This window comes from Cupriavidus sp. 10L43_2 (genome assembly GCF_056395265.1).
In genome coordinates this window covers 104,065-124,989 of the sequence record NZ_JBFTJE010000013.1, presented here as the reverse complement: position 1 = coordinate 124,989, position 20,925 = coordinate 104,065, and the positions used below count along the sequence as shown (strand labels likewise).

The window sequence follows — 20,925 nt, the reverse complement described above, 5'->3', positions numbered from 1 at the left end:
AAAATCCTGCCGTTTCGCACTTCTACGACCTTTCCCTACACCCTCACTTCGCCACCGGCATCGTGAATTCGGCGCCCTTGCCGATACTGTCGGGCCAGCGCTGCATGATGCTCTTGTAGCGCGTGTAGAACCGCACGCCTTCCTCGCCGTAGGCGTGGTGGTCGCCGAACAGGGAGCGCTTCCAGCCGCCGAACGAGTGCCAGGCCATGGGGACTGGAATTGGCACGTTGATGCCCACCATGCCCACCTGGATCTGGCGCGAGAACGCGCGGGCGATGCCGCCGTCGCCGGTGTAGCACGACACGCCGTTGCCGAATTCGTGGCGGTTGATCAGGTCCACGGCTTCGGCGAAGTCGTGCACGCGCACCACGGACAGCACCGGGCCGAAGATCTCTTCCTTGTAGATCGTCATGTCCGGCTTCACGTGGTCGAACAGCGTGCCGCCGACGAAGAAGCCGCCGTCGTGGCCGTCCACCTTGTGGCCGCGCCCGTCCGTGACCAGCGTGGCGCCTTCGGCCTCGCCCTTGGCGATGTAGCCCTCGACCTTGGCCTTGTGCACGCCAGTCACCAGCGGGCCCATTTCGGCGTCGGCGTCCATGCCGTTGCGGATCTTCAGCGCGCGGGCGCGTTCGGCTAGGCGCGGCACGAGCTTGTCGGCCACGTCGCCCACCGCCACCGCGACCGAGATCGCCATGCAGCGCTCGCCGGCGGAGCCGTAGGCGGCACCGATCAGCGCGTCCACGGCCTGGTCCAGGTCCGCGTCCGGCATCACCACGAGGTGGTTCTTGGCGCCGCCCAGCGCCTGCACGCGCTTGCCGTGCTTGGTGCCTTCCGTGTAGATGTACTCGGCGATCGGCGTGGAGCCGACGAACGACAGCGCCTGCACGTCCGGGTGGGCCAGCAGCGCGTCCACGGCGGTCTTGTCGCCCTGCACCACGTTGAACACGCCATCGGGCAGGCCGGCCTGCTTGAGCAGGTCGGCGATCAGCAGGCTTGGCGAGGGGTCGCGCTCGGACGGCTTGAGCACGAAGGTGTTGCCGCAGGCCAGCGCCACCGGGAACATCCACATCGGCACCATCACCGGGAAGTTGAACGGCGTGATGCCGGCCACCACGCCCAGCGGCTGGCGCAGGTTCCAGTTGTCGATGCCGCCGCCGATGTTGTCGGTGAAGTCGGTCTTGAGCAGGTTGGGGATGCCGCAGGCGAACTCCACCACCTCGATACCGCGCGTGACCTCGCCCTTGGCGTCCGAAAACACCTTGCCGTGCTCGCGCGTGATCAGCGCGGCCAGGTCGTCATGATGCTTGTCCAGCAGTTCCTTGAACTTGAACAGGATGCGCGCGCGGCGCAGCGGGGCCAGTTCGGACCATGCCGGAAACGCTGCCTTGGCGGCGGCCACGGCGGCACCGACGTCTTCGGCGCTGCCCAGCGCCACGCGCGCAGCCACCTCGCCGGTGGCGGGGTTGAATACCTCGGCGAAACGGCCGGTACCCTCGGCGGCGGCGCGGCGGACGCTACCGCCGATGTAGTGATGGATTTCGGCGATCTGCCGGTTTTCAGCGATGTTCACTGCGTCTTCCTCTCAGTCTGTCTTGGCGAGCCCCTGTACGGGCTTATTGCACGTCGTTCAGCACTTGCCTGACGGTATCGAACAACTGGTCGATCTCTGCCTCGGAAATGATCAGCGGCGGCGAGAACGCCAGGATGTCGCCGGTGTAGCGCACCAGCACGCCGCGCTCGAGGCATTTCAGGAAGGCCTCGTAGGCGCGCGCGCCCGGTTGGCCGGGGCGCGACTCCAGCTCCACGCCGGCCACCAGCCCCAGGTTGCGGATGTCCTTCACATGCGGCGCACCGCGCAGGCCATGCACGGCCGACTCGAACTTCGGCGCCAGTTCGGCGGCACGGCCGAACAGGTTGTCACGCTGGTACAGGTCCAGCGTGGCGATGGCCGCCGCGCACGCCAGCGGATGGCCGGAATAGGTATAGCCGTGCAGCAGCTCGATGCCGTTCGGCGCCCCGGCGTTGACCACGGTGTCGTGCACGTCGCGGCGCACAGCCACGGCGCCCATCGGCACAGCGGCGTTGTTGATGGCCTTCGCCATCGTGATCAGGTCCGGCGTCACGTTGAAGCGCTCGGCGGCGGTGGCGGTGCCAAGGCGGCCGAACGCCGTGATGACCTCATCGAAAATCAGCAAAATGCCATGCTTGCTCGTGATCTCGCGCAGCTTCTCGAGATAGCCGACCGGCGGCACCAACACGCCTGCCGAACCCGCCAGCGGCTCGACAATCACGGCGGCCACGTTCGAGGCATCGTGCAGCGCGATGATGCGCTCGAGTTCATCGGCCAGATGGGCGCCCCACTGCGGCTGGCCCTTCGAGTACGCAGCCTCGGCGATGTTCAGCGTGGCCGGCAGGTGGTCCGTGCCCGGCATCAGGTTGGCCGACCAGGTCTTGCGATTCGGGCCGATGCCGCCCACGGCCATACCGCCGAAGCCCACGCCGTGGTACCCGCGCTCGCGGCCGATGATGCGCGTGCGCTGGCCTTCGCCCCGCGCGCGGTGGTAAGCCAGGGCGATCTTCAGCGCCGTATCGACCGACTCCGAACCCGAGTTCGTGAAGAAAATGCGATCCAGCGTCTTCGGCATGATCGCGGCCAGCTTGGTGGCAGCCTCGAACGAGAGCGGATGGCCCATCTGGAACGGCGGCGCGTAGTCCAGCGTGGCGGCCTGCCGGGCGATGGCATCGACGATCTCCTTGCGGCCATGGCCGGCGGCCACGCACCAGAGGCCGGCACAGCCGTCCAGGACCTTGCGGCCGTCGTGGGTGGTGTAGTACATGCCGCTGGCCGAGGCCAGCAGGCGCGGGGCGGCCTTGTACTGGCGATTGGCGGTGAACGGCATCCACAGGGCATCCATATCGGGGATCACGGTCTTGGCGGCGTCCATACTTTCTCCTCAGCAATCAGGGGTAGGGGGCGCGGAGCGAAGCGCCCCGGCACGGATTCCGGCAACTCTACCGGCGCGGTCGGGCCGCACGAATATACGGTCGGGAGATCGCTGCCTTACCGTACAGTGTAGACAGCCTCGACTGTACAGATAGCGGATTGGGGCGCGAAGCCACGCGGCGGCCCCGATCGACGGTGATACGGCGCTTCACCGCTGCACCGCACCAATGGGAAAGGTGCCCGGTCGCGCGGCGTGGCAGCCAGTACACTGTACAGGTTTCGCGCCCTGTCGAGTGCCTGATGCTTAACCTGAACCTCGTCCGCAGCCGCCGTGGCGGCGACACCCTGACCGAACAGATCGTGGCCGGCATCGTCGCGCTGGTGGACCGCCGCGCGCTGCGTGCCGGCACCCCCCTGCCCTCGGTGCGCCGCTTTGCGCAGCAGCACAACGTCAGCACGTTCACGGTGGCGGAAGCCTACGGCCGGCTGACCGCGCTGGGCTACCTCGCGGCGCGCCCCGGCTCCGGCTACACGGTGGCGCACCGCCACGCGCCGGCCGGCCATGCCCGCGCGCCCCACTGGGAGGCGCCGGGGCTCAACGCCGCCTGGCTGCTTTCCGATGTGTTCGCCGACCATTCCGTGCCGATCAAGGCCGGCGCGGGCTGGCTGCCGGGCGACTGGCTCAACGAGGAAGGGCTGCACCAGGCCATGCGCAGCGCCGCGCGCGTGCCGGCCGCGCAGGTCTCGGGCTACGGCCATCCCTATGGCTTCGCGCCGCTGCGCGAGCACATCGCCGCGCATATGAGCCAGTACGGCATGCCGGTGCAGGCGCAGCAGGTGGTGCTGACCCAGGGCGCCACGCAGGCGCTGGACCTCGTGGTGCGCACGCTGCTGCGCCCTGGGGACACGGTCCTCGTGGAAGCGCCCTGCTATTGCAATCTATTGCAGATCCTGCGGCTGGCCGGGTTGCGCGTAGTGGGCGTGCCGCGCACGGCGGCCGGGCTCGATACCGACGCGCTCGAAGACACCATCCGCCAGCACACCCCGCGCGCGCTGTTCGTCAACACGGTGTTGCAGAACCCCACCGGCGCCAGCCTGACGAGCATGAACGCCTTCCGCGTGCTGCAACTGGCCGAACAGCACCGGCTGCTGGTGGTGGAGGACGATATCTACCGCGAACTGGCTCCGGCCGGCTCGCCGATGCTGGCGGCGATGGACGGCCTCTCGCAGGTGGTCTACGTGAACGGATTTTCGAAGACCATCACGCCGTCGCTGCGCGTGGGCTACCTCGCGGCGAGCCCGGATCTGGCGAAGGCTTTCGCGCGGACCAAGATGGCGGTGGGACTGACCTCGTCCGAGGTCACGGAGCGACTGGTGTATTCCGTACTGACCAGCGGCCACTATGGCCGCCACGTGGCGGCTTTGGCCGAACGGCTACGCGCGCAACAGGATCGCGTGACGGAAAAGATGGAAGCGCACGGGCTGGAGGTGCTGCTGCGGCCCGAAGGGGGGATGTTCGCCTGGGCGCGGCTGCGGGGCGACGACGCGCCGCCCGCAAGCCGCCTCGCCACGCTGGCGCTGGACCACGGCATCTGGCTGGCACCGGGCTCGTACTTCGAGCCCGATGAGACCGATTCCCCGTGGATCCGCTTCAACGTGGCGACGAGCGACGCCCCGGCATTGTGGACATTCTTCGAGGCCTGCCGCGCCGGCCAACTGCCGCGCGCGGCCTAGCCTGAGACGCCTCAGAAGCGGTAACGCACGTACCCGGTGTAGAAGTTGCTGCCCGGGTTCGGCCCCTTGATGCTGGCGTTGGAGATGTGCTGGAAGCGGAAGCCCGCTTCCGTGTTGGCATTCTTGCCGAAGCCCACGCCGATACCGACCATGTCGGAGAACTGGAACGCCGTGCCCGAACGGTGTTCGTCGGACGTGCCGGTGTGGGACTGCACGCGCAGCCCCACCGACGCCTCGGCGAACGGCACGAAATAGCCACCGCGCTTTTCCACGCGCAGGATCGGCGATACGCCAAACTCGAACAGGTTCTGCTGGTTGGTGCCGCTACGTGCATCCCATCCGGCGACGTTGAATTCGCCCTGCAGGCGGAACAGCCAGCCTTGCGGATTGCCGTACTGGATCGGGGTGTTGAAGTTCAGCCCGAGTTCGTATTTGTTGATGTTATGGCCGGGATCACGGCCATAGGCCACGTGCACGGCGGGATGGCTCCAGCCAACCAGTTCCTCGGCGCTGGCGGCCGACGTGGCGCCCGCGGCCAGCGCGGCAACGGCAAGAGTCCGGGTGATAAACAGGGTACGAGCGGAGAGGGCGGAATGCATGCGGCGTTCTTGTTGTTCTGTCTTCATGAGGAGGACTACGAAGAGAGATGGCTCGACAACACAACTCGGCGCGATTGACGGACCCTGCCCGCTTCCGAGAAGGAACGCGGGCGATCAGGCCCAGAGTCGCTCGACCAACCAGCTCGCGGCAACGCAAATTCCGAGCCAGACGGCGAGGCAACCTGCAATAAATCGGTACGTCATTGTGGAAAGGGACTTCTGAGGGGGTCTTGGAATGGAAATGTGCGCGGATTATACATCCATCCGTGAATGTATGTTTGCCTCGAACTCTGCCGAGTCAAACACTGCGCAGTCAGACCATGCCAAAAGTCCTCAGTTCGCCATAATGCCAGTGAGCGGCGAACCGTGCACTGTGCCGAGCGCGGCGGATCGTACAACACACTGTTCCCCCGACGCACACAATCTGTGCCGATAACGACGCCCGTCAGCCGCGCAGGAACGGCAGCACTTCCGCAAGTAGCTGTTCCGGCACTTCCTCCGCAATATAGTGACCGCTCGGCAAGGCATGACCCGTCACCCGGCGGGCCACCTTGCGCCACTCCTCCAGCGGCTGGAAGCACTTGCCGACCGCACCGTCGGCGCCCCACAGGGCCAGCATTTCGCACTCCACCTGGCGTCCGGCCTCGGCGTCGGCGCGATCATGCTCCAGGTCGATGCCGGCGCTGGCGCGATAGTCCTCGCACAGGCCGTGGGCGGCGCCGGGCAGCTTCAGGCAGCGCAGGTACTCGGCCAGCGCGGCCTCGGTGAACGGGGCGAGGCCGGCGCTGCGCGAGCCCATGGTCTGGCGCAGGTAGAGGTCGGGGTCGGCCTCGATCAGCGTTTCGGGGAACGGGGTGGGCCGGATCAGGAAGAACCAGTGCCAGTAGGCGCGCGCGAAGGCTTCCGAGGTCTGGGCATACATCGCCAGCGTCGGGGCGATGTCCAGCGTGACGAGCTTTTCCACGGCCTGCGGGTGGTCGAGCGCCAGCCGGTGCGCCACGCGTGCCCCGCGATCATGCGCCAGCACGCGGAACCGCTCGAAGCCGAGCGCCCGCATCACCGCCATCTGGTCGGCCGCCATGGTCCGCTTGCTGTAGTTCGCGTGATCCGGCAGGCCGACGGGCTTGTCGCTGTCGCCATAGCCACGCAGGTCCGTGGCCACCACCGTGAAATGCCGGGCCAGCTCGCCAGCCACCTTGTGCCAGATCACATGCGTTTGCGGATGGCCATGCAGCAGCAGCAGCGGCGGGCCCTCCCCGCCGACCACGGCGTGAATCGCCACGCCCTGGCTGTCGATCCGGTGTGTTCTGAATCCTTCAAACATCGGCTGTCTCCTTGGTCCTTGATGCGTCGATGCGTCAATGTGGCAAGCCGTGCCATGGTAGTCGCCGCGCATGGGATGCGCATCGGCGGGCAGTGTAATCGCGGAATCCATCGCTATAATTGCGCGAACCGAACTTCATTCGTGCGCTCGATTCACGAATTGCCGCCACCCATGGACACCTTCTCGGATCTCGCCTTCTTCGTCCTGCTGGTCAAGCGCGGCAGCCTCGCCGGCGCGGCGCAGCAGCTTGGCGTCACGCCCTCGGCCGCCAGCAAGCGGCTGGCGGCGCTGGAGGCGCGGCTGGGCGTGCGACTGCTCAACCGCACCACGCGCCGGCTGTCGGTCACGCCCGAGGGCGAGTCCTACCTGGCCCAGGGCGGGCGCATCCTGGCCGAGCTGGAGGAACTCGAACAGGGCCTCGGCGGCAGCCGGGTGGCGCCGCGCGGGCTGCTACGGGTGAACGCGACGCTCGGATTCGGCAGGCGCCACATCGCCCCGCTGGTCAGCGACTTCCTGCAGGTCTATCCCGATGTCGAAGTCCAGCTGCAACTGACCGACCGGGCGATGAACCTTGCCGAGGAAGGCTACGACGTCGGCATCCTCCTCGGTGACCTRCCCGATGCGCGGCTCAACGCCCGCCTGCTCGCGCCGAACCGCCGGCTGCTGTGCGCGTCGCCGGCCTACCTCGCGCGGCACGGCGAGCCGGCCTCGCCGCGCGCATTGCAACAGCATCGTTGCATTGTGATCCGCGAGAGCGAATCGGCCTACGGCACGTGGCATCTCCAGTCGGCCGGCCGGCAGGAGACCGTGAAGGTGCGCGGCCATGCCGCGACCAACGATGGCGAGGCGGCGGCGAACTGGGCGCTCCAGGGGCATGGCATCGTGCTGCGTTCGGAGTGGGAGGTGGCGCCGCTGCTGCGCTCGGGCCGGCTGCGGCAGGTGCTGGCCGACTGGGCCTCGCCGCCGGCGGACATCTACGCCGTGTATCTCACGCGCGACAAACTTTCGGCCCGCGTGCGTGCCTTTGTCGACTTTCTGGCCGAACGGCTCGGCGCGTACGAGCAGACCGCGCCCTATCACGGCTGGTAGCCGGCGCGGCTACCCCTGCCGGCGGCAGGGTGGCGGGTGACCGGGCGCGCCATGACTGGTACGCTTGGGCAGCGCCCCCCAAACCACTCCAGACTCCCTCCCGACATGCACACGCACGATCTGTCCGCGTGGACCCATTCCCACGTCTTCAATGCCGGCAATCCGGCAGCCGAGCGCAGCACGCGCCTGGTCATGTGGATCACGCTCGCCACCATGGTGGTGGAGATTGCCGCCGGCCTCTGGTTCAACTCGATGGCCCTGCTGGCGGACGGCTGGCACATGAGTTCCCACGCGCTGGCGATCGGCCTCTCGGCCTTCGCCTACGCCGCCGCGCGCCGGCTGGCCAACGATGCCCGCTTCACCTTCGGCACGTGGAAGATCGAGGTGCTGGCGGCCTTCGCCAGTTCCATCGTCCTGCTGGGCGTGGCCGCGCTGATGATCGCCGGCTCGGTCGAACGGCTATTCACCCCGCAGGCCATCCACTACCAGGAGGCGATGGCCGTCACCACCATCGGCCTGCTCGTGAACCTGGGCTGCGCGTTCATCCTCGGCGGCGCGCACCATCACGGGCACGATCATGGCCATGCGCATGCGCACGATCACCACGGACATGCCGATCACCATCATCACGACATCAACCTGCGTTCGGCCTATATCCACGTGATTGCCGATGCGGCCACCTCGGTGCTGGCCATCGTGGCGCTGGCCGGCGGCTGGTGGCTGGGCTGGAGCTGGCTCGATCCGGTGATGGGGCTGGTGGGCGCGGCGCTGGTCGGTCGCTGGGCGATCGGGCTGATGCGGCAGAGCGGCACGGTGCTGCTGGACCGCGAGATGGACCACCCTGTTGTGGACGAAGTGCGAGAGGTGCTGGCCGAGTTCCAGCACGGAGAAGACGGCACGCGCGTGACCGACCTGCACGTCTGGCGCGTGGGCCGCGAGCAGTTCGCCTGCATCGCCAGCCTGGTCACGCACGACGCCACGCTCACGCCGCAGCGCGTGCGGCAGGCGCTATCGATCCATGAGGAGCTGGCCCACGTGAGCGTGGAGATCAGCCTGTGCGATGACGGGGCACCGCGCCGGGCGGCCCGTCATCGTCATCCGCACTAGTCGAAACCCGTCGAATTACGGCAGCAGCAGGATGGCGCCGGTGGTCTCGCGGCGCTCGGCGGCCTCGTGCGCGCGGGCGACCTCGGCCAGGGGGAAGCGGGCGCCGATCTCCACCTTCACCTGGCCGGTGGCGATGGCATCGAACAGGTCCTTCGCATTGGCGCGGAAGCGGGCCGGGTCCGCGTTGTGCGGGAACACCGAGGGCCGGGTCAGGAACAGGCAGCCCTTCTTGTTCAGGATTTCCGGCTCGATGGCCGGCGCCGGGCCGGACGCCCCGCCGTACAGCACCACCAGTCCGAAGGTCTGGGCGCAATCGAGCGAGCCCATGAAGGTGTCCTTGCCCACGGCGTCGTAGACCACGGTCACGCCCTGGCCGCCGGTGGCGTCGCGCACCTGCTTGACCCAATCCGCCTGCTTGTAGTCGATGGCGATGTCGCAACCCGCCGCGCGGGCGCGCTCGCACTTGGCCGGGCCGCCGGCCGTGCCGATCACGCGCGCGCCGAGCGCCTTCGCCCAGCCGGCCAGGATCTGGCCCACGGCACCGGCGGCGGCGTGGACCAGGACCGTGTCACCGGGCTTCACGGCGTGCGTGTGGCGCACCAGATATTGGGCGGTCATGCCCTTGAAGATCACGGCGGCAGCCTGCTCGTCGCTGAGGTTGTCGGGCAGCTTGACCAGCTTGTCCGCCGGCACGTTGCGCGCTTCGGCGTAGGCGCCGAGGCCGGCGTTCATGTACGCCACGCGATCGCCCACGGCGATGTCCGTCACGCCCGCGCCCACCGCCTCCACCACGCCGGCCGCCTCGTGGCCGAGCCCCGTGCCCACCGGCAGCGGATAGGTGCCGCGGCGCTGGTACACATCGATGAAGTTGAAGCCGATGGCGGTATGCCGCACGCGCGCCTCGCCGGCCGCCGGCGCCGGCAGCTCGACCGGCGTGAGCTGCATCACTTCGGGCGCGCCGAATTCCTGGAGGCGGATGGCACGGACAGTGGTCGTCATGGGGTCTCCCTGGTCAGGCTTGCAGAATTGGAGCCCCGATTATTGTCGCTTTTGTAAAACCTTGCCGAAGGCGGGCCAATCAAGGAAAAACCATCAGGTCAGCACCGCGCACATGCACAACGCGCTGGTGTTGCGCAGGCGCTGGAATTCCTCACTCTCGAGGACTTCTGGGGGCAGCTTGGAGGCGTGGATCAGCGAGAAACCGTAGCGGGCGAAGTAGCTCGGGCAACTCGAGGTCAGGAGCACCGCGCGGCGCGTGCCGTTGGCGCGGGCACGCATCATCACCGCGGTGACGAGGTGGCTGGCCACGCCCTGGTCGCGCCATTCGCGCAGCACGGCCACCGAGCGGACGATGGCCGTATCGCCGAAGCGCTCGGCGCAGGCGCAGCCGACCAGCTCCGACTCCATCAGGGCCACGTGGAACTCGCCCACCAGACGCGGCAGCTCGTCCACCGGCAGGTTGCAGCGCTCGAGCACTGCCGCGATGGCAGGCATATCCGACGGCTGCGCCGCACGCACTCGCAGATCTTTAATCATCGGGAGCCTCTGTTTCTCTCATCGTCTGGGGACGGAAACGCCATGGAAGCCCTGCATGGTGAACCCTGCCTCACGTGCTGACACTTGGTGCACGCGCGGCAAAACATTATCGCAATCGGGGCGCTATATCCACAGGGAAACTCCGCGTTGCGGCGTACTCAACGCTTGCGGCGTATCTGCCTGCGGAACGAGCATGAAATGCGCCAGCGGCTCGGCGTTATCCGCCAAATGCCCGGCAGAAAATGATAGTCCTTCCAGATGACAGATTGGTCAGATCCGGCGAAGGCAATGAACGAGGGAGAACAGGAGGGAAAGCAGGAGGGAAAGCAGGAGGGAAAACGGCAGGAAGGAGATGGAGGCGGGGATACGGAATCGAACCGTCGTAAACGGCTTTGCAGGCCGTCGCATCACCACTCTGCCACCCCGCCCCGGAGTCTGGACGCCCTGGCGGGCGCCTTGCATTCAGTGTCCGGGGCGCAGTGTAGCCGAAGATCTGGAACTCTGCAGAGCGCCTGCCTGCCTGCCTGCCGTCTAGGCGTGGGACTCGCCCAGCTCGCCCATCGCGGATTGCAGGTAGTTCTGCACGCCGACCTTGCGCACGAGTTCCAGCTGCGTCTCGATCCACTCGATGTGGTCCTCGGTGTCCGAGAGGATATCGGTCACCACATCGCGCGACACATAGTCGCTAATCGACTCGAAGTACTTGATGGCATCCTTGCAGCTCGTCTGGGACAGCAACTCCACCTTCAGGTCGCCGCCGAGCATCTCCTCGACGTTCTCCCCGATGAGCAATTTGTCCAGATCCTGGAGGTTGGGCAGGCCGTCGAGCATCAGGATGCGCTCGATCAACTTGTCCGCGTGCTTCATCTCCTCGATGGACTCCTCGTACTCATGCTTGCCCAGCGCGCTCAACCCCCAGTGCCGATACATGCGCGCGTGCAGGAAATACTGATTGATCGCGGTCAGCTCGTGACGCAGCTGGCCGTTCAGTAACTGGATGGCTTTCTTGTCGCCTTTCATGACATTGACCCCAAAACGCCTGCACACCACGGTGGACGATTTTCATGTTAATAGCCGAGGCTAGAAGATCAAGCATACATAGGGAAAATCGCGTTAATAAATCCCTTGCCAGACGGGGCTTTACGACACGATGCGGATGATTTTGCGGATGATTGCGATTCCGATTCAGCTACCTTTCGGCACGCGCGAACATAATCCCCAATGTAAAAGGCGCCTCCCTAGGAAAGCGCCTTCGTGCCGATCCGGAAGCGGTTATTCGCCGCTCGCGCGATAGCGGTTACGCAGATCGCGGATCAGGTCGTGGTTACGCAGCACCCCCTGGTACTGGCGCTCGATCAGCGCGCGGATGTCGAAGCTCAGGTCGGTTTCCTGGAGCGCATCGCCATACTTCTTCTTGGCGACGTCTTCGCCCTTCTCGGTTTCCTCGAGGATGGCGAGGTCCGTGCGGTCGGCCACCGCGCTGCGCAGGCTCACCCAGCCGCGATGCAGCGCACCGGCCACGCTGCCGTGGTCCTCGGGCTTGCCGCCGAGGGCCATCACCTGGCTCTGCAACTCGCGCACCGCCGCGCCGCACTCGGTGGCACGGCTTGAGAACAGCGTCTTCAGTTCCGGATTCTTGGCGTCCTCGGCCGCCTTGCGGAAGCCCTCCTCGCCATCGCGCGAGACTTCGATCAAATCGTTCAGTACGGAAACGTTGTTGTCAGCCATTGTTGGACTCCTCTCACATCGGAGGCGCGCCGTGAGGCCACGGCGGCACATCGCGTGGAACATCCCGCGCCATGCCGAGCATGGCGCGGACCTTATATCCACGATAGGAGAGTGGACCCGGACAAGCTGTCGGGAGGCTGCGCAAGCGGTTGTCGGCCTTCGCCTACACCCGCTGAATCAGTCCAGCAGGTGACCCATGCGGGACCGCTTGGTGGCGAGGTATTTCTCGTTTTCGGCGTTGGCGGGCACGATGTGACGCATCTGCTCCGTCACGGCCAGGCCGGCGTCTTCGAGCGCCCGGATCTTGATCGGGTTGTTGCTCATCAGGCGGACCGACTTCACACCCCACTGGCGCAGCATGTCCGCCGCGAACGCGTAGGTGCGGCCGTCGATGGCCTGGCCGAGCGCGAGGTTGGCGTCGACCGTGTCCAGCCCACCGTCCTGCAGCGCATAGGCGCGGATCTTGTTCGAGAGGCCGATGCCCCGGCCTTCGTGGCCGCGCAGGTAGAGCAGGATGCCGCGGCCTTCCTCGGCAATCTTCTGCATGGCGAGGTCGAGCTGCTCGCCGCAGTCGCAGCGGCACGAGCCGAAGACGTCGCCGGTCAGGCATTCGGAATGCAGGCGGACGAGAACGTTCTCGCCCGAGATGTCTCCCATGGAGAGCGCCAGGTGTTCGGTGCGGCTGTCCACGCCCTGGAAGGCATGGGCGGTGAATTCGCCGTAGCGGGTCGGCAGCCGTGCGGAGCCGATCAGCTCACTTTCTAGGTCTTTCATATTCCTGTGATCGCGGGGGGCGCCGTGGGGCCCGGGCGCGCATGATGCGGGCCGGGACAGGCGCACTGCGCGCCACCCTAAGGGGGCTGTGGCGCGCGGCATGCCGGCAAGGATACCGCGAAACGCCTCTCGCTATAGGTATCGCTACAGGTACCCCTATGCCGAGCGGGCACTCTCGGGCGACGGCGGGGTCGCCTGACGAGTGCCCCTTAGGACGCTTTCGCGCCGCCTGCGCTCAGGCGGGAATGCGCATCGCGTCCGGCCGTTGCCACCAGCGATGCTGGCCCACGGCATCGAGGAATTCCCGATGCCGCGCCGGGTCCTCGGTCTTGGCGATCACCACGCCCGGCCCCGCGAAGCCGCCGGCCAGCCCCGCGCAGCGCGCGGCCTCGGCCACCATCACGGCGCCCGAGCCGCCCGCGCCCACGGCCTTGCAGTGCTTGTAGGCCTCCTTGATGAACAGCAGCGCGTCCGGATCCGGCTCGGCGGGGGGCTTGGCCACGTCGGGCACGTACACCGCATCGAACAGCACCGAGCCGACCGACGACAGCGCATGGTCCACCGGCAGCGCCGCGCCCTTCGCCGTAGTCACGCTCGCCGCGCGCGGGCCGATGATCTTGAGATTGGCGCGCGCCGCCTCGGCCAGCTTCCTGAGCGAGGCGATGGCCGCGTCGTCCACGCCATCGTTGACCAGCACGGCGATGTTGCGGCCCGTGATGTCGCCCTTTGGCTGGGCGTCCAGGCTCAGCGCGGGCGAGGCCGGTACGCCGTAGTCGTTGATCTGCACGTTCGGCCCGACCGGCTCGACGGGAATCCCGAGCTTCTGCGCCACGCGCTCCGCCAGTTCCACGGCGATATGGTGGATCTGCCCCACCACGCGCGCCCGGATGGCGGGGTCGAAGACCTTTGAGAGTTCGAACGCGTACGCATCGACGATCTGCCTTTTTTCGACGTCGGACTGGCTGCGCCAGAAGAGATTGGCCTGCGAGAAATGATCGGCGAAGGTCTGTGCGCGCATGCGCACCTTCACCGCGCCRTCCTCGGCGGCGGCAGCGAAATGCCGGTAGGCGTCGGCATCGCCGGCCAGGAACGGGCAGCCGCCGCTGACCGAGTTCGGCTGGTAGCTCTCCTTACCCTGCACCACGGTCTGCCGGCCGAAGCCGTCGCGCTGGTTGTTATGCACGGGGCAGAGCGGGCGATTGATCGGAATTTCATGAAAATTCGGCCCGCCGAGCCGCGTGAGCTGGGTATCGGTGTACGAGAACAGCCGCGCCTGCAGCAAGGGATCGTTGGTGAAATCCATGCCCGGCAGGATGTGGCCCGGGTGGAACGCCACCTGCTCGGTTTCGGCGAAGAAGTTGTCCGGGTTGCGGTTCAGCACCATCCGCCCCACGCGCCGCACCGGCGCCAGTTCCTCCGGAATGAGCTTGGTCGGGTCCTGGAGATCGAAGCCGAACTTGAGCATGTCGGTCTCCGGCACCAGCTGCACGCCGAACTCGTATTCGGGAAACTGGCCCGCCTCGATCGAATCGTAGAGGTCGCGCCGGTGGAAATCGGGGTCCTTGCCGTTGATCTTGACCGCCTCATCCCAGACCAGCGAATGCGCGCCGCCCACCGGCTTCCAGTGGAATTTGACCAGCGTGCCCTGCCCCTCTGCATCGACAAAGCGGAACGTATGCACGCCAAACCCCTCCATCGTGCGGAAACTGCGCGGGATGGCGCGGCCGGACATGGTCCACAGCACCATGTGCATCGACTCGGGCTGGAGGGACACGAAATCCCAGAACGTGTCATGCGCCGACGCGGCCTGCGGGATCTCGTTGTGCGGTTCCGGCTTCACGGAATGGACGAAATCCGGGAACTTGATGCCGTCCTGGATAAAGAACACCGGGATGTTATTGCCGACCAGGTCGAAGTTGCCCTGCCGCGTATAGAACTTGGTGGCGAAGCCGCGCACATCGCGCGCCAGATCGGCGGAGCCGCGCGAGCCGGCCACGGTCGAAAATCGCACGAACACTGGGGTCTTCTGGCCAACCTCGGTGAACAGCGCGGCGGTGGTCACGTCAGCCAGCGACTCGGTCAGCTCGAAATAGCCATGGGCAGCCGCGCCGCGCGCGTGGACTACGCGCTCGGGAATGCGCTCGTGGTCGAAGTGCGTGATCTTCTCGCGCAGGTGGAAGTCCTCGAGCAGCGTGGGGCCGCGCAGGCCGAGCTTGAGCGAGTCGTCGTCCTGCGGAATCTGGAGGCCCTGGTTCGTGGTCAGCGTGCGGTCACGGTTCGAGACGAGATTGCCGACCGAGTCCGAACCCAGCTGCTTTGGCCGCTCGGCCAGCCGGTCCGCCACGGCGCGCTCGTAGCTGCCGTCGTTGTTGTTGCCGATGCCTTGTGGCTTGGGCGGCGTGGTGTCGCCTTTCTTGCCGGGTGGCTGGGCGGCGGACGGTGCGGTCTTTTTCGTCATGTGGGGTCCCTCGGTGGCGTTCGGTGGCTGGGTATCGCGGATTGGAGCCGATTGGAGCCTATGGCTTCCGCAGATACCGTGCCACCGGGGGCTCGGCGCGCACCGGCTCCCCGCCAGGCCGCGCCACGTCTGGCAAGCCGGGATTGGGGGCGACAAAAAAAAAGCCACGGTGCGTGCACACCGTGGCTTCCTTTTACATCCGGCTTGTAAAACCGCTTGCCGTGTCTTGCTCTCCGGGCGGCGGCCCCGCCTTATTCCACCGTCACCGACTTAGCCAGATTCCGAGGCTTGTCCACGTCCGTCCCGCGTGCGCAGGCCGTGTGGTAGGCCAGCAGTTGCAGCGGCACCGTGTGCAGGATCGGCGACAGCGCGCCGTAGTGCTCGGGCAGGCGGATCACCTGGATGCCATCGGACGACTGGATATGCGTGTCGGCATCGGCAAACACGTAGAGCCGGCCGCCGCGCGCGCGCACTTCCTGGATGTTGGACTTCAGCTTCTCCAGCAGCGCGTCGTTCGGCGCCACGGTCACCACCGGCATCGCCTCGGTGACCAGCGCCAGCGGGCCGTGCTTCAGCTCGCCGGCCGGGTAGGCTTCCGCGTGGATATATGAGATTTCCTTGAGTTTCAGCGCGCCTTCGAGGGCGATCGGGTAGTGCAGGCCCCGGCCCAGGAACAGCGCGTTCTCGCGGCGCGCGAAGTCTTCCGACCAGGCGATGATCTGCGGCTCCAGCGCCAGCACGCCATGCAGCGCCACGGGCAGGTGGCGCAGGTTGGTCAGCGCGGCTGCCTCTTCTTCCTCGGTCAGCCGGCCGCGTACCTTGGCCAGCGCCAGCGTCAGCATGTACAGCGCGGCGAGCTGGGTCGTAAACGCCTTGGTCGAGGCCACGCCGATCTCGGTGCCGGCGCGCGTCAGGAAGCGCATCTCGGTCTCGCGCACCATCGCGCTGGTCGCCACGTTGCAGATGGCCAGCGTGTGGGTGTGGCCGAGGTCGCGGGCATGGCGCAGGGCGGCCATCGTGTCGGCGGTCTCGCCCGACTGGGAAATCACCACCACCAGCGCGCGCGGGTTCGGCACGGTGTCGCGGTAGCGGTATTCGCTGGCCACTTCCACCTGGGTCGGGATCTTCGCCACGGACTCGAGCCAGTACTTGGCCGTGCAGCCCGAGTAGTAGCTGGTGCCGCAGGCCAGGATCAGGATGTTGTCGATGTCGGGAAATACCTCGGCCGCCTTCTCGCCGAACAGTTCGGGCGCGATGGCGACGATGCCTTCCAGCGTGTCGCCCAGCGCGCGCGGCTGCTCGAAGATTTCCTTCTGCATGAAGTGGCGGTACGGGCCCAGCTCGACGGCTGCCGCGTGGGCTTCCACCACGCGCTCCTCGCGCACGACTTCCACGTCGTTCACGTCGCGGATGGTGGCGCCGGCACGGGTCAGCTCCACCACATCGCCCTCTTCCAGATAGACGATGCGGTTGGCGGTGCCGGCCACGGCCAGCGCGTCGGAGGCCAGGAACGATTCGTTCTCGCCCAGCGCCACCACCAGCGGCGAGCCGGCGCGCGCGCCCACCACCACGTCCGGGTTGTCCTTGGCCACCACGGCAATCGCGTAGGCGCCGTGCAGGCGCTTGGTCACCACGCGCACCGAGCCGAACAGGTTGCCGCGCGTGGCGCTGCTCGGGTAGGTGTAGGCCTGGTGGATCAGGTGGGCGACCACCTCGGTGTCGGTCTGCGACTCGAAGCCGTAGCCCACGGCGCGCAGTTCGTCGCGCAGCGGCTCGTAGTTCTCGATGATGCCGTTGTGCACCAGCGCGATGGTCTCGTCCGAGAAATGCGGGTGGGCGTTGACCGTATCGGGCTTGCCGTGCGTGGCCCAGCGCGTGTGGGCGATGCCCAGCGTGCCGGCCAGGCCGGACGACTGCGTCTGCGTGTCCAGATCGGCCACGCGCGACACGGTGCGCGCGCGCTCGAGCATCTCGTCGCGCACGATGGCCACGCCGCACGAGTCATAGCCGCGGTACTCCAGGCGACGCAGGCCTTCGATCAGGACCGGAACGATATTGCGCGTGGAAACCGCGCCGACGATGCCACACATCTTGTGAACCCCCCGTTTGGGTTGCCTCGCGCCGCGCGCCGCAACCCGCTGAATGATGATGGCCGGCCCTCCCCGGGCCCGGCCTGACTGACGTTGACTGACTTAGCTTACTGCTTCGGCTGCTTCACCGGGCGCTGCCATGCGTCCAGCGTCATCTGCTTGGCCCGCGAGAGCGTGAGCTTGCCGGCTGGCGCGTCCTTGGTCAGCGTGGTGCCCGCGCCGATCGTGGCGCCACGGCCCACCGTCACCGGCGCCACCAGCTGCGTGTCCGAGCCGATGAACGCGTCGTCCTCGATCACCGTGCGGCTCTTGTTCACGCCATCGTAGTTGCAGGTAATGGTACCCGCGCCGATGTTGACGCGCTGGCCCACCGTGGTATCGCCCACATAGGCCAGATGGTTGGCCTTGCTGTGATCCCCGACCTGGCTGTTCTTCACCTCGACGAAGTTGCCGATATGCACATCCTCGCCCAGCTCGGTGCCGGGGCGCAGCCGCGCGTACGGCCCGATCCGGCCCGCCGGCCCGATCTTTGCTTCCTCGATGTGACAGAACGGTTGCACGCGTGCGCCGGCGCCGATGGTGGCATTCCGGATCACGCAATGCGCGCCGATGTGCACGCCATCGTCCAGATGCACGCGGCCTTCGAACACGCAGCCGACGTCGATGGTCACGTCGCGTCCGCACGTAAGCTGGCCGCGCACATCGATGCGCGCGGGGTCCAGCAGCGTCACGCCGGCCTCGAGCAGGCGCTGTGCGAGGTTGCGCTGGTGAATGCGCTCCACCTCGGCCAGCTGGACCTTGCTGTTGACGCCCAGCGTCTCCCACAGGGCCGCCGGCTGGGCGGAGACGATCTCCACGCCCTCGGTGGCGGCGCGCTCGATGGTGTCCGTGAGGTAGTACTCACCTTGCGCGTTGTTGTTGCCCAGCGTGGCAAGCCAGCGGCGCAGGTGGCCGGTCGGGCAGACGATGATGCCGGTGTTGATCTCGCGAATGGCGCGGATCTCGTCGCTGGCATCCTTCTGTTCGACGATGCGCACGATGTTGCCGGCGGCGTCACGTACGATGCGGCCGTATCCGGTAGGATCGGGCATCTCGACGGTGAGCACGCCCATGCGCTCGGCGCCGGCCGCATGGACCAGGGCCTCGAGCGTGGCGGCGGTGGTCAGCGGCACGTCGCCATAGAGCACCAGCGTGGGCTGGTTGTCATCGAGCATCGGCAGCGCCTGCATCACGGCGTGGCCGGTGCCAAGTTGCTGGGTCTGGTCGGCAAACGCCACGTCCGGCGCAGCCACGGCCTCGCGCACGTGCTCCGCACCGTGGCCAACCACCACGACGAGGCGCGACGGCGAAAGCGTGCGCGCGGTGTCGAGCACATGGGCGAGCATCGGCCGCCCGGCAACCGGGTGCAGGACCTTGGGCAGGGCGGAATTCATCCGTTTTCCCATCCCTGCGGCAAGAATGACGATATTCACAAGGAGGTCCCTAAGTGAGTGTGTCTGATAATAAGCGCGAAAACCCGTACCAAGCGATCTCTTCAATCCCTCCAAACCCTTGTCAGGACTGGGCTGGCGGGCGATCTGCGAGGCGGGAAAACATGCGCGGCGATTTTAGCATGGCGCCTTGCGCCCGACCGCCGGTGGTTTCCGTTTTTCACATTTGGCGACGGCGCATTTTTGCAGGATTTGCAGCATTTACCGTCGTCCTGGCGCTGGGTGGCTGTAACGCCATGAAACTCGGCTATCAGCAGGGTGACCGGCTCGCCTACTGGTGGGTAGACCGCTACGTGGATGTGACGGACGACCAGGAGCCGCCCACCCGCGAGGCCATCGCCCGGTTCTTCTCCTGGCACCGCCGCGCCCAGCTCCCCGAGATCGCCAACGTGCTGACGCGGGTCAAGAGCGAGGTGGCCGGCCCGGTGGACGCGTCGATGGTGCGCCACGCGCGCGAGGACACCCAGCGGCTGGGCCGCCAGGCCTTCGAGAACGCCATACCCGACCTGGCCGACCTGATGCTGACGCTGACGCCGGAGCAGATCCAGCGCATGGAATCGAAATTCAACGAAAGCAACGCCAAATATCGCAAGGAATTCCTGAAATCGGACCCGCAGGCTCGCTCGAACGCCCGTTTCGACAAGGTCATGGACTACGCCAAGCTGGTCTACGGCAAGTTCTCGGACGATCAGGCGCAGAAGATCCGCGCCGCGATGGGGCCGTACATGCAGGGCGCCGACGCCCGCTATGCGGAGCGCGTGAAGCGGCAGCAGGAATGGCTGGGGATTGCCCGGGAGGTCTCGACGACCCATCCGCCCAAGTCGCAAGTGGAGGACATGCTGCGCAAGTACGCCGACCACTGGCAGCGCCCGGCGGCCGAGCGCGCGCAGATCCGGCAGGCTAACGAGGCCGGGGTGGACCTGACCGTGACCATCGCCAACCTGACCACGCCGGAACAAAAGGCCCACGCGGTGGACCGCTTCCAGAAATGGATCGACGATACCCGCGCGCTGATGCGCGAGGCGGGTCCGTCGCAGGCGTCTAAATAAGAGGGGTGGCCGGGGTATCGGCGCTGGGTGCCTTCTCGGCCAGCTTGTCGAAGCGGACGAACTCCATCCGGTTCGGCTCGGCGCTGCCGGTGAAGGTCAGCGCCTGCTGGGTGAAGGTGGTCTCGCCGAACAGCGAGGCCTCGTCCACCTTGGCCAGGCCGGTGGCCAGCCCGGTGAACGGGAACAGGTCGGTATCGGCCAGGTGGGACGGCACCACGTTGCGCAGCGACGCGAAGATATTGTCGATGCGGCCCGGGTTCTCGCGCTCCCAACCCTGCAGCATCTCGCTGACCTTCTTGCGCTGCAGGTTCTCCTGCGAGCCGCACAGGTTGCAGGGGATGATCGGGTAGGCCATCGCCCGCGCGTAGGACGCAATGTCCTTTTCCGCGCAATACGCCAGCGGCCGGATCACGATGTGCTGGCCGTCATCGGTCGACAGCTTGGGCGGCATCGCCTTCATCTTCCCGCCGAAGAACATGTTCAGGAAGAAGGTCTGGACGATGTCGTCCCGATGGTGCCCCAGCGCAATCTTGTTGGCGCCCAGCTCCTTGGCCGTGCGGTAGATCACGCCCCGGCGCAGCCGCGAGCACAGCGAGCAGGTGGTCTTGCCCTCGGGCACCTTCTCCTTGACGATCGAATACGTATCCGCCTCGACGATCACATATTCCACCCCGGTGGACTTCAAATACTCGGGCAGGATGTGTTCCGGGAAACCTGGCTGCTTCTGGTCCAGGTTCATCGCGATCAGCTTGAAGTGGATGGGCGCGCGCTTCTGGAGCGCCATCAGGACCGACAGCATGGTGTACGAGTCCTTCCCGCCACTCATGCAGACCAGCACAGTGTCGCCGTCCTCGATCATGCCGAAGTCGCCGATGGCTTTGCCGGCCAGCGACTGAAGGCGGGTTTCGAGGCGATAGAAGTTAGCGGAGTGACTCATAAGACATACCTGATGCGGGGCGCGGGCCTTGGGAAGCCCGTCGGATGGCCCTGTCGGACGGGCCCG

The 20,925-nt window shown here is 66.7% G+C and carries 17 protein-coding genes and 1 tRNA gene; 4 read left to right on the top strand and 14 right to left on the bottom strand.

Features of this window, described 5'->3' with window-relative positions; all coding sequences use genetic code 11:
- Window positions 1-43: 43 nt before the first annotated feature.
- Both AC1DEL_RS18655 and aptA read right to left on the bottom strand, forming a co-directional pair.
- On the bottom strand, window positions 44-1,570 hold the full coding sequence (locus tag AC1DEL_RS18655) for a CoA-acylating methylmalonate-semialdehyde dehydrogenase (protein ID WP_477125871.1): 1,527 nt from the start codon (window positions 1,568-1,570) through the stop codon (window positions 44-46).
- 43 nt (window positions 1,571-1,613) lie between these two features.
- A complete protein-coding gene (gene aptA / locus AC1DEL_RS18650) occupies window positions 1,614-2,945 on the bottom strand; it encodes an omega-aminotransferase AptA (RefSeq protein WP_092291512.1) in 1,332 nt (443 codons plus the stop codon).
- Between the two features lie 299 nt (window positions 2,946-3,244).
- Between aptA and AC1DEL_RS18645 the strand changes: the two genes are divergently transcribed.
- Window positions 3,245-4,678: an aminotransferase-like domain-containing protein gene (locus AC1DEL_RS18645; protein ID WP_477125870.1), complete on the top strand. Its 1,434-nt coding sequence runs from the start codon at window positions 3,245-3,247 to the stop codon at window positions 4,676-4,678.
- A gap of 11 nt (window positions 4,679-4,689) precedes the next feature.
- Here the strand turns inward: AC1DEL_RS18645 and AC1DEL_RS18640 are convergent, their stop codons facing one another.
- Together AC1DEL_RS18640 and AC1DEL_RS18635 are read right to left on the bottom strand one after the other, a co-directional pair.
- The gene (locus AC1DEL_RS18640) at window positions 4,690-5,277 is read right to left on the bottom strand and encodes an acyloxyacyl hydrolase (protein ID WP_255370706.1); all 588 of its coding nucleotides are present in this window, start codon (window positions 5,275-5,277) and stop codon (window positions 4,690-4,692) included.
- Window positions 5,278-5,722: 445 nt separating this feature from the next.
- Window positions 5,723-6,601 (bottom strand): alpha/beta fold hydrolase, encoded by an 879-nt coding sequence (locus AC1DEL_RS18635; protein ID WP_092291506.1) that lies wholly within the window; start codon window positions 6,599-6,601, stop codon window positions 5,723-5,725.
- 171 nt (window positions 6,602-6,772) lie between these two features.
- Here AC1DEL_RS18635 and AC1DEL_RS18630 point away from each other — a divergent pair, with 171 nt between their 5' ends.
- Together AC1DEL_RS18630 and dmeF are read left to right on the top strand one after the other, a co-directional pair.
- Window positions 6,773-7,690 carry a LysR family transcriptional regulator gene (locus tag AC1DEL_RS18630; protein WP_092291504.1) on the top strand — a complete coding sequence of 306 codons (918 nt, stop codon included), beginning with the start codon at window positions 6,773-6,775 and terminating at the stop codon, window positions 7,688-7,690.
- A 105-nt stretch (window positions 7,691-7,795) separates the two neighbouring features.
- Window positions 7,796-8,797, top strand: coding sequence for a CDF family Co(II)/Ni(II) efflux transporter DmeF (gene dmeF, locus AC1DEL_RS18625; protein ID WP_092291502.1), 1,002 nt, complete (start codon window positions 7,796-7,798; stop codon window positions 8,795-8,797).
- 15 nt (window positions 8,798-8,812) lie between these two features.
- Here dmeF and AC1DEL_RS18620 read toward each other — a convergent pair whose 3' ends face one another.
- The 9 genes from AC1DEL_RS18620 to glmU form a co-directional block, all read right to left on the bottom strand.
- Complete coding sequence (locus tag AC1DEL_RS18620) at window positions 8,813-9,796, bottom strand: quinone oxidoreductase family protein (RefSeq protein WP_441591391.1); 984 nt, start codon at window positions 9,794-9,796, stop codon at window positions 8,813-8,815.
- A gap of 93 nt (window positions 9,797-9,889) precedes the next feature.
- Complete coding sequence (locus AC1DEL_RS18615; protein WP_477125869.1) at window positions 9,890-10,333, bottom strand: GNAT family N-acetyltransferase; 444 nt, start codon at window positions 10,331-10,333, stop codon at window positions 9,890-9,892.
- Window positions 10,334-10,686: 353 nt separating this feature from the next.
- Window positions 10,687-10,761 (bottom strand) — tRNA-Cys (locus tag AC1DEL_RS18610).
- A 103-nt stretch (window positions 10,762-10,864) separates the two neighbouring features.
- Complete coding sequence (gene bfr / locus AC1DEL_RS18605; protein ID WP_441591392.1) at window positions 10,865-11,353, bottom strand: bacterioferritin; 489 nt, start codon at window positions 11,351-11,353, stop codon at window positions 10,865-10,867.
- A gap of 252 nt (window positions 11,354-11,605) precedes the next feature.
- Window positions 11,606-12,061, bottom strand: coding sequence for a PA2169 family four-helix-bundle protein (locus tag AC1DEL_RS18600; protein WP_092291494.1), 456 nt, complete (start codon window positions 12,059-12,061; stop codon window positions 11,606-11,608).
- 177 nt (window positions 12,062-12,238) lie between these two features.
- On the bottom strand, window positions 12,239-12,835 hold the full coding sequence (ribA, locus tag AC1DEL_RS18595) for a GTP cyclohydrolase II (RefSeq protein WP_092291492.1): 597 nt from the start codon (window positions 12,833-12,835) through the stop codon (window positions 12,239-12,241).
- 235 nt (window positions 12,836-13,070) lie between these two features.
- Window positions 13,071-15,293, bottom strand: coding sequence for a catalase (locus AC1DEL_RS18590; protein ID WP_092291490.1), 2,223 nt, complete (start codon window positions 15,291-15,293; stop codon window positions 13,071-13,073).
- Window positions 15,294-15,544: 251 nt separating this feature from the next.
- Window positions 15,545-17,383: a glutamine--fructose-6-phosphate transaminase (isomerizing) gene (gene glmS / locus AC1DEL_RS18585; RefSeq protein WP_441591394.1), complete on the bottom strand. Its 1,839-nt coding sequence runs from the start codon at window positions 17,381-17,383 to the stop codon at window positions 15,545-15,547.
- 107 nt (window positions 17,384-17,490) lie between these two features.
- On the bottom strand, window positions 17,491-18,855 hold the full coding sequence (glmU, locus tag AC1DEL_RS18580) for a bifunctional UDP-N-acetylglucosamine diphosphorylase/glucosamine-1-phosphate N-acetyltransferase GlmU (protein ID WP_092291486.1): 1,365 nt from the start codon (window positions 18,853-18,855) through the stop codon (window positions 17,491-17,493).
- 254 nt (window positions 18,856-19,109) lie between these two features.
- Between glmU and AC1DEL_RS18575 the strand changes: the two genes are divergently transcribed.
- Entirely contained in the window at window positions 19,110-19,922 is an 813-nt protein-coding gene (locus AC1DEL_RS18575; RefSeq protein WP_477105373.1) for a DUF6279 family lipoprotein, read from the top strand.
- On the opposite strand, the gene ttcA is transcribed toward AC1DEL_RS18575, so the two are convergent.
- Window positions 19,915-20,859, bottom strand: coding sequence for a tRNA 2-thiocytidine(32) synthetase TtcA (gene ttcA, locus AC1DEL_RS18570; RefSeq protein ID WP_441591396.1), 945 nt, complete (start codon window positions 20,857-20,859; stop codon window positions 19,915-19,917). The two genes, AC1DEL_RS18575 and ttcA, sit on opposite strands and share 8 nt — an antisense overlap.
- Window positions 20,860-20,925 lie beyond the last annotated feature (66 nt).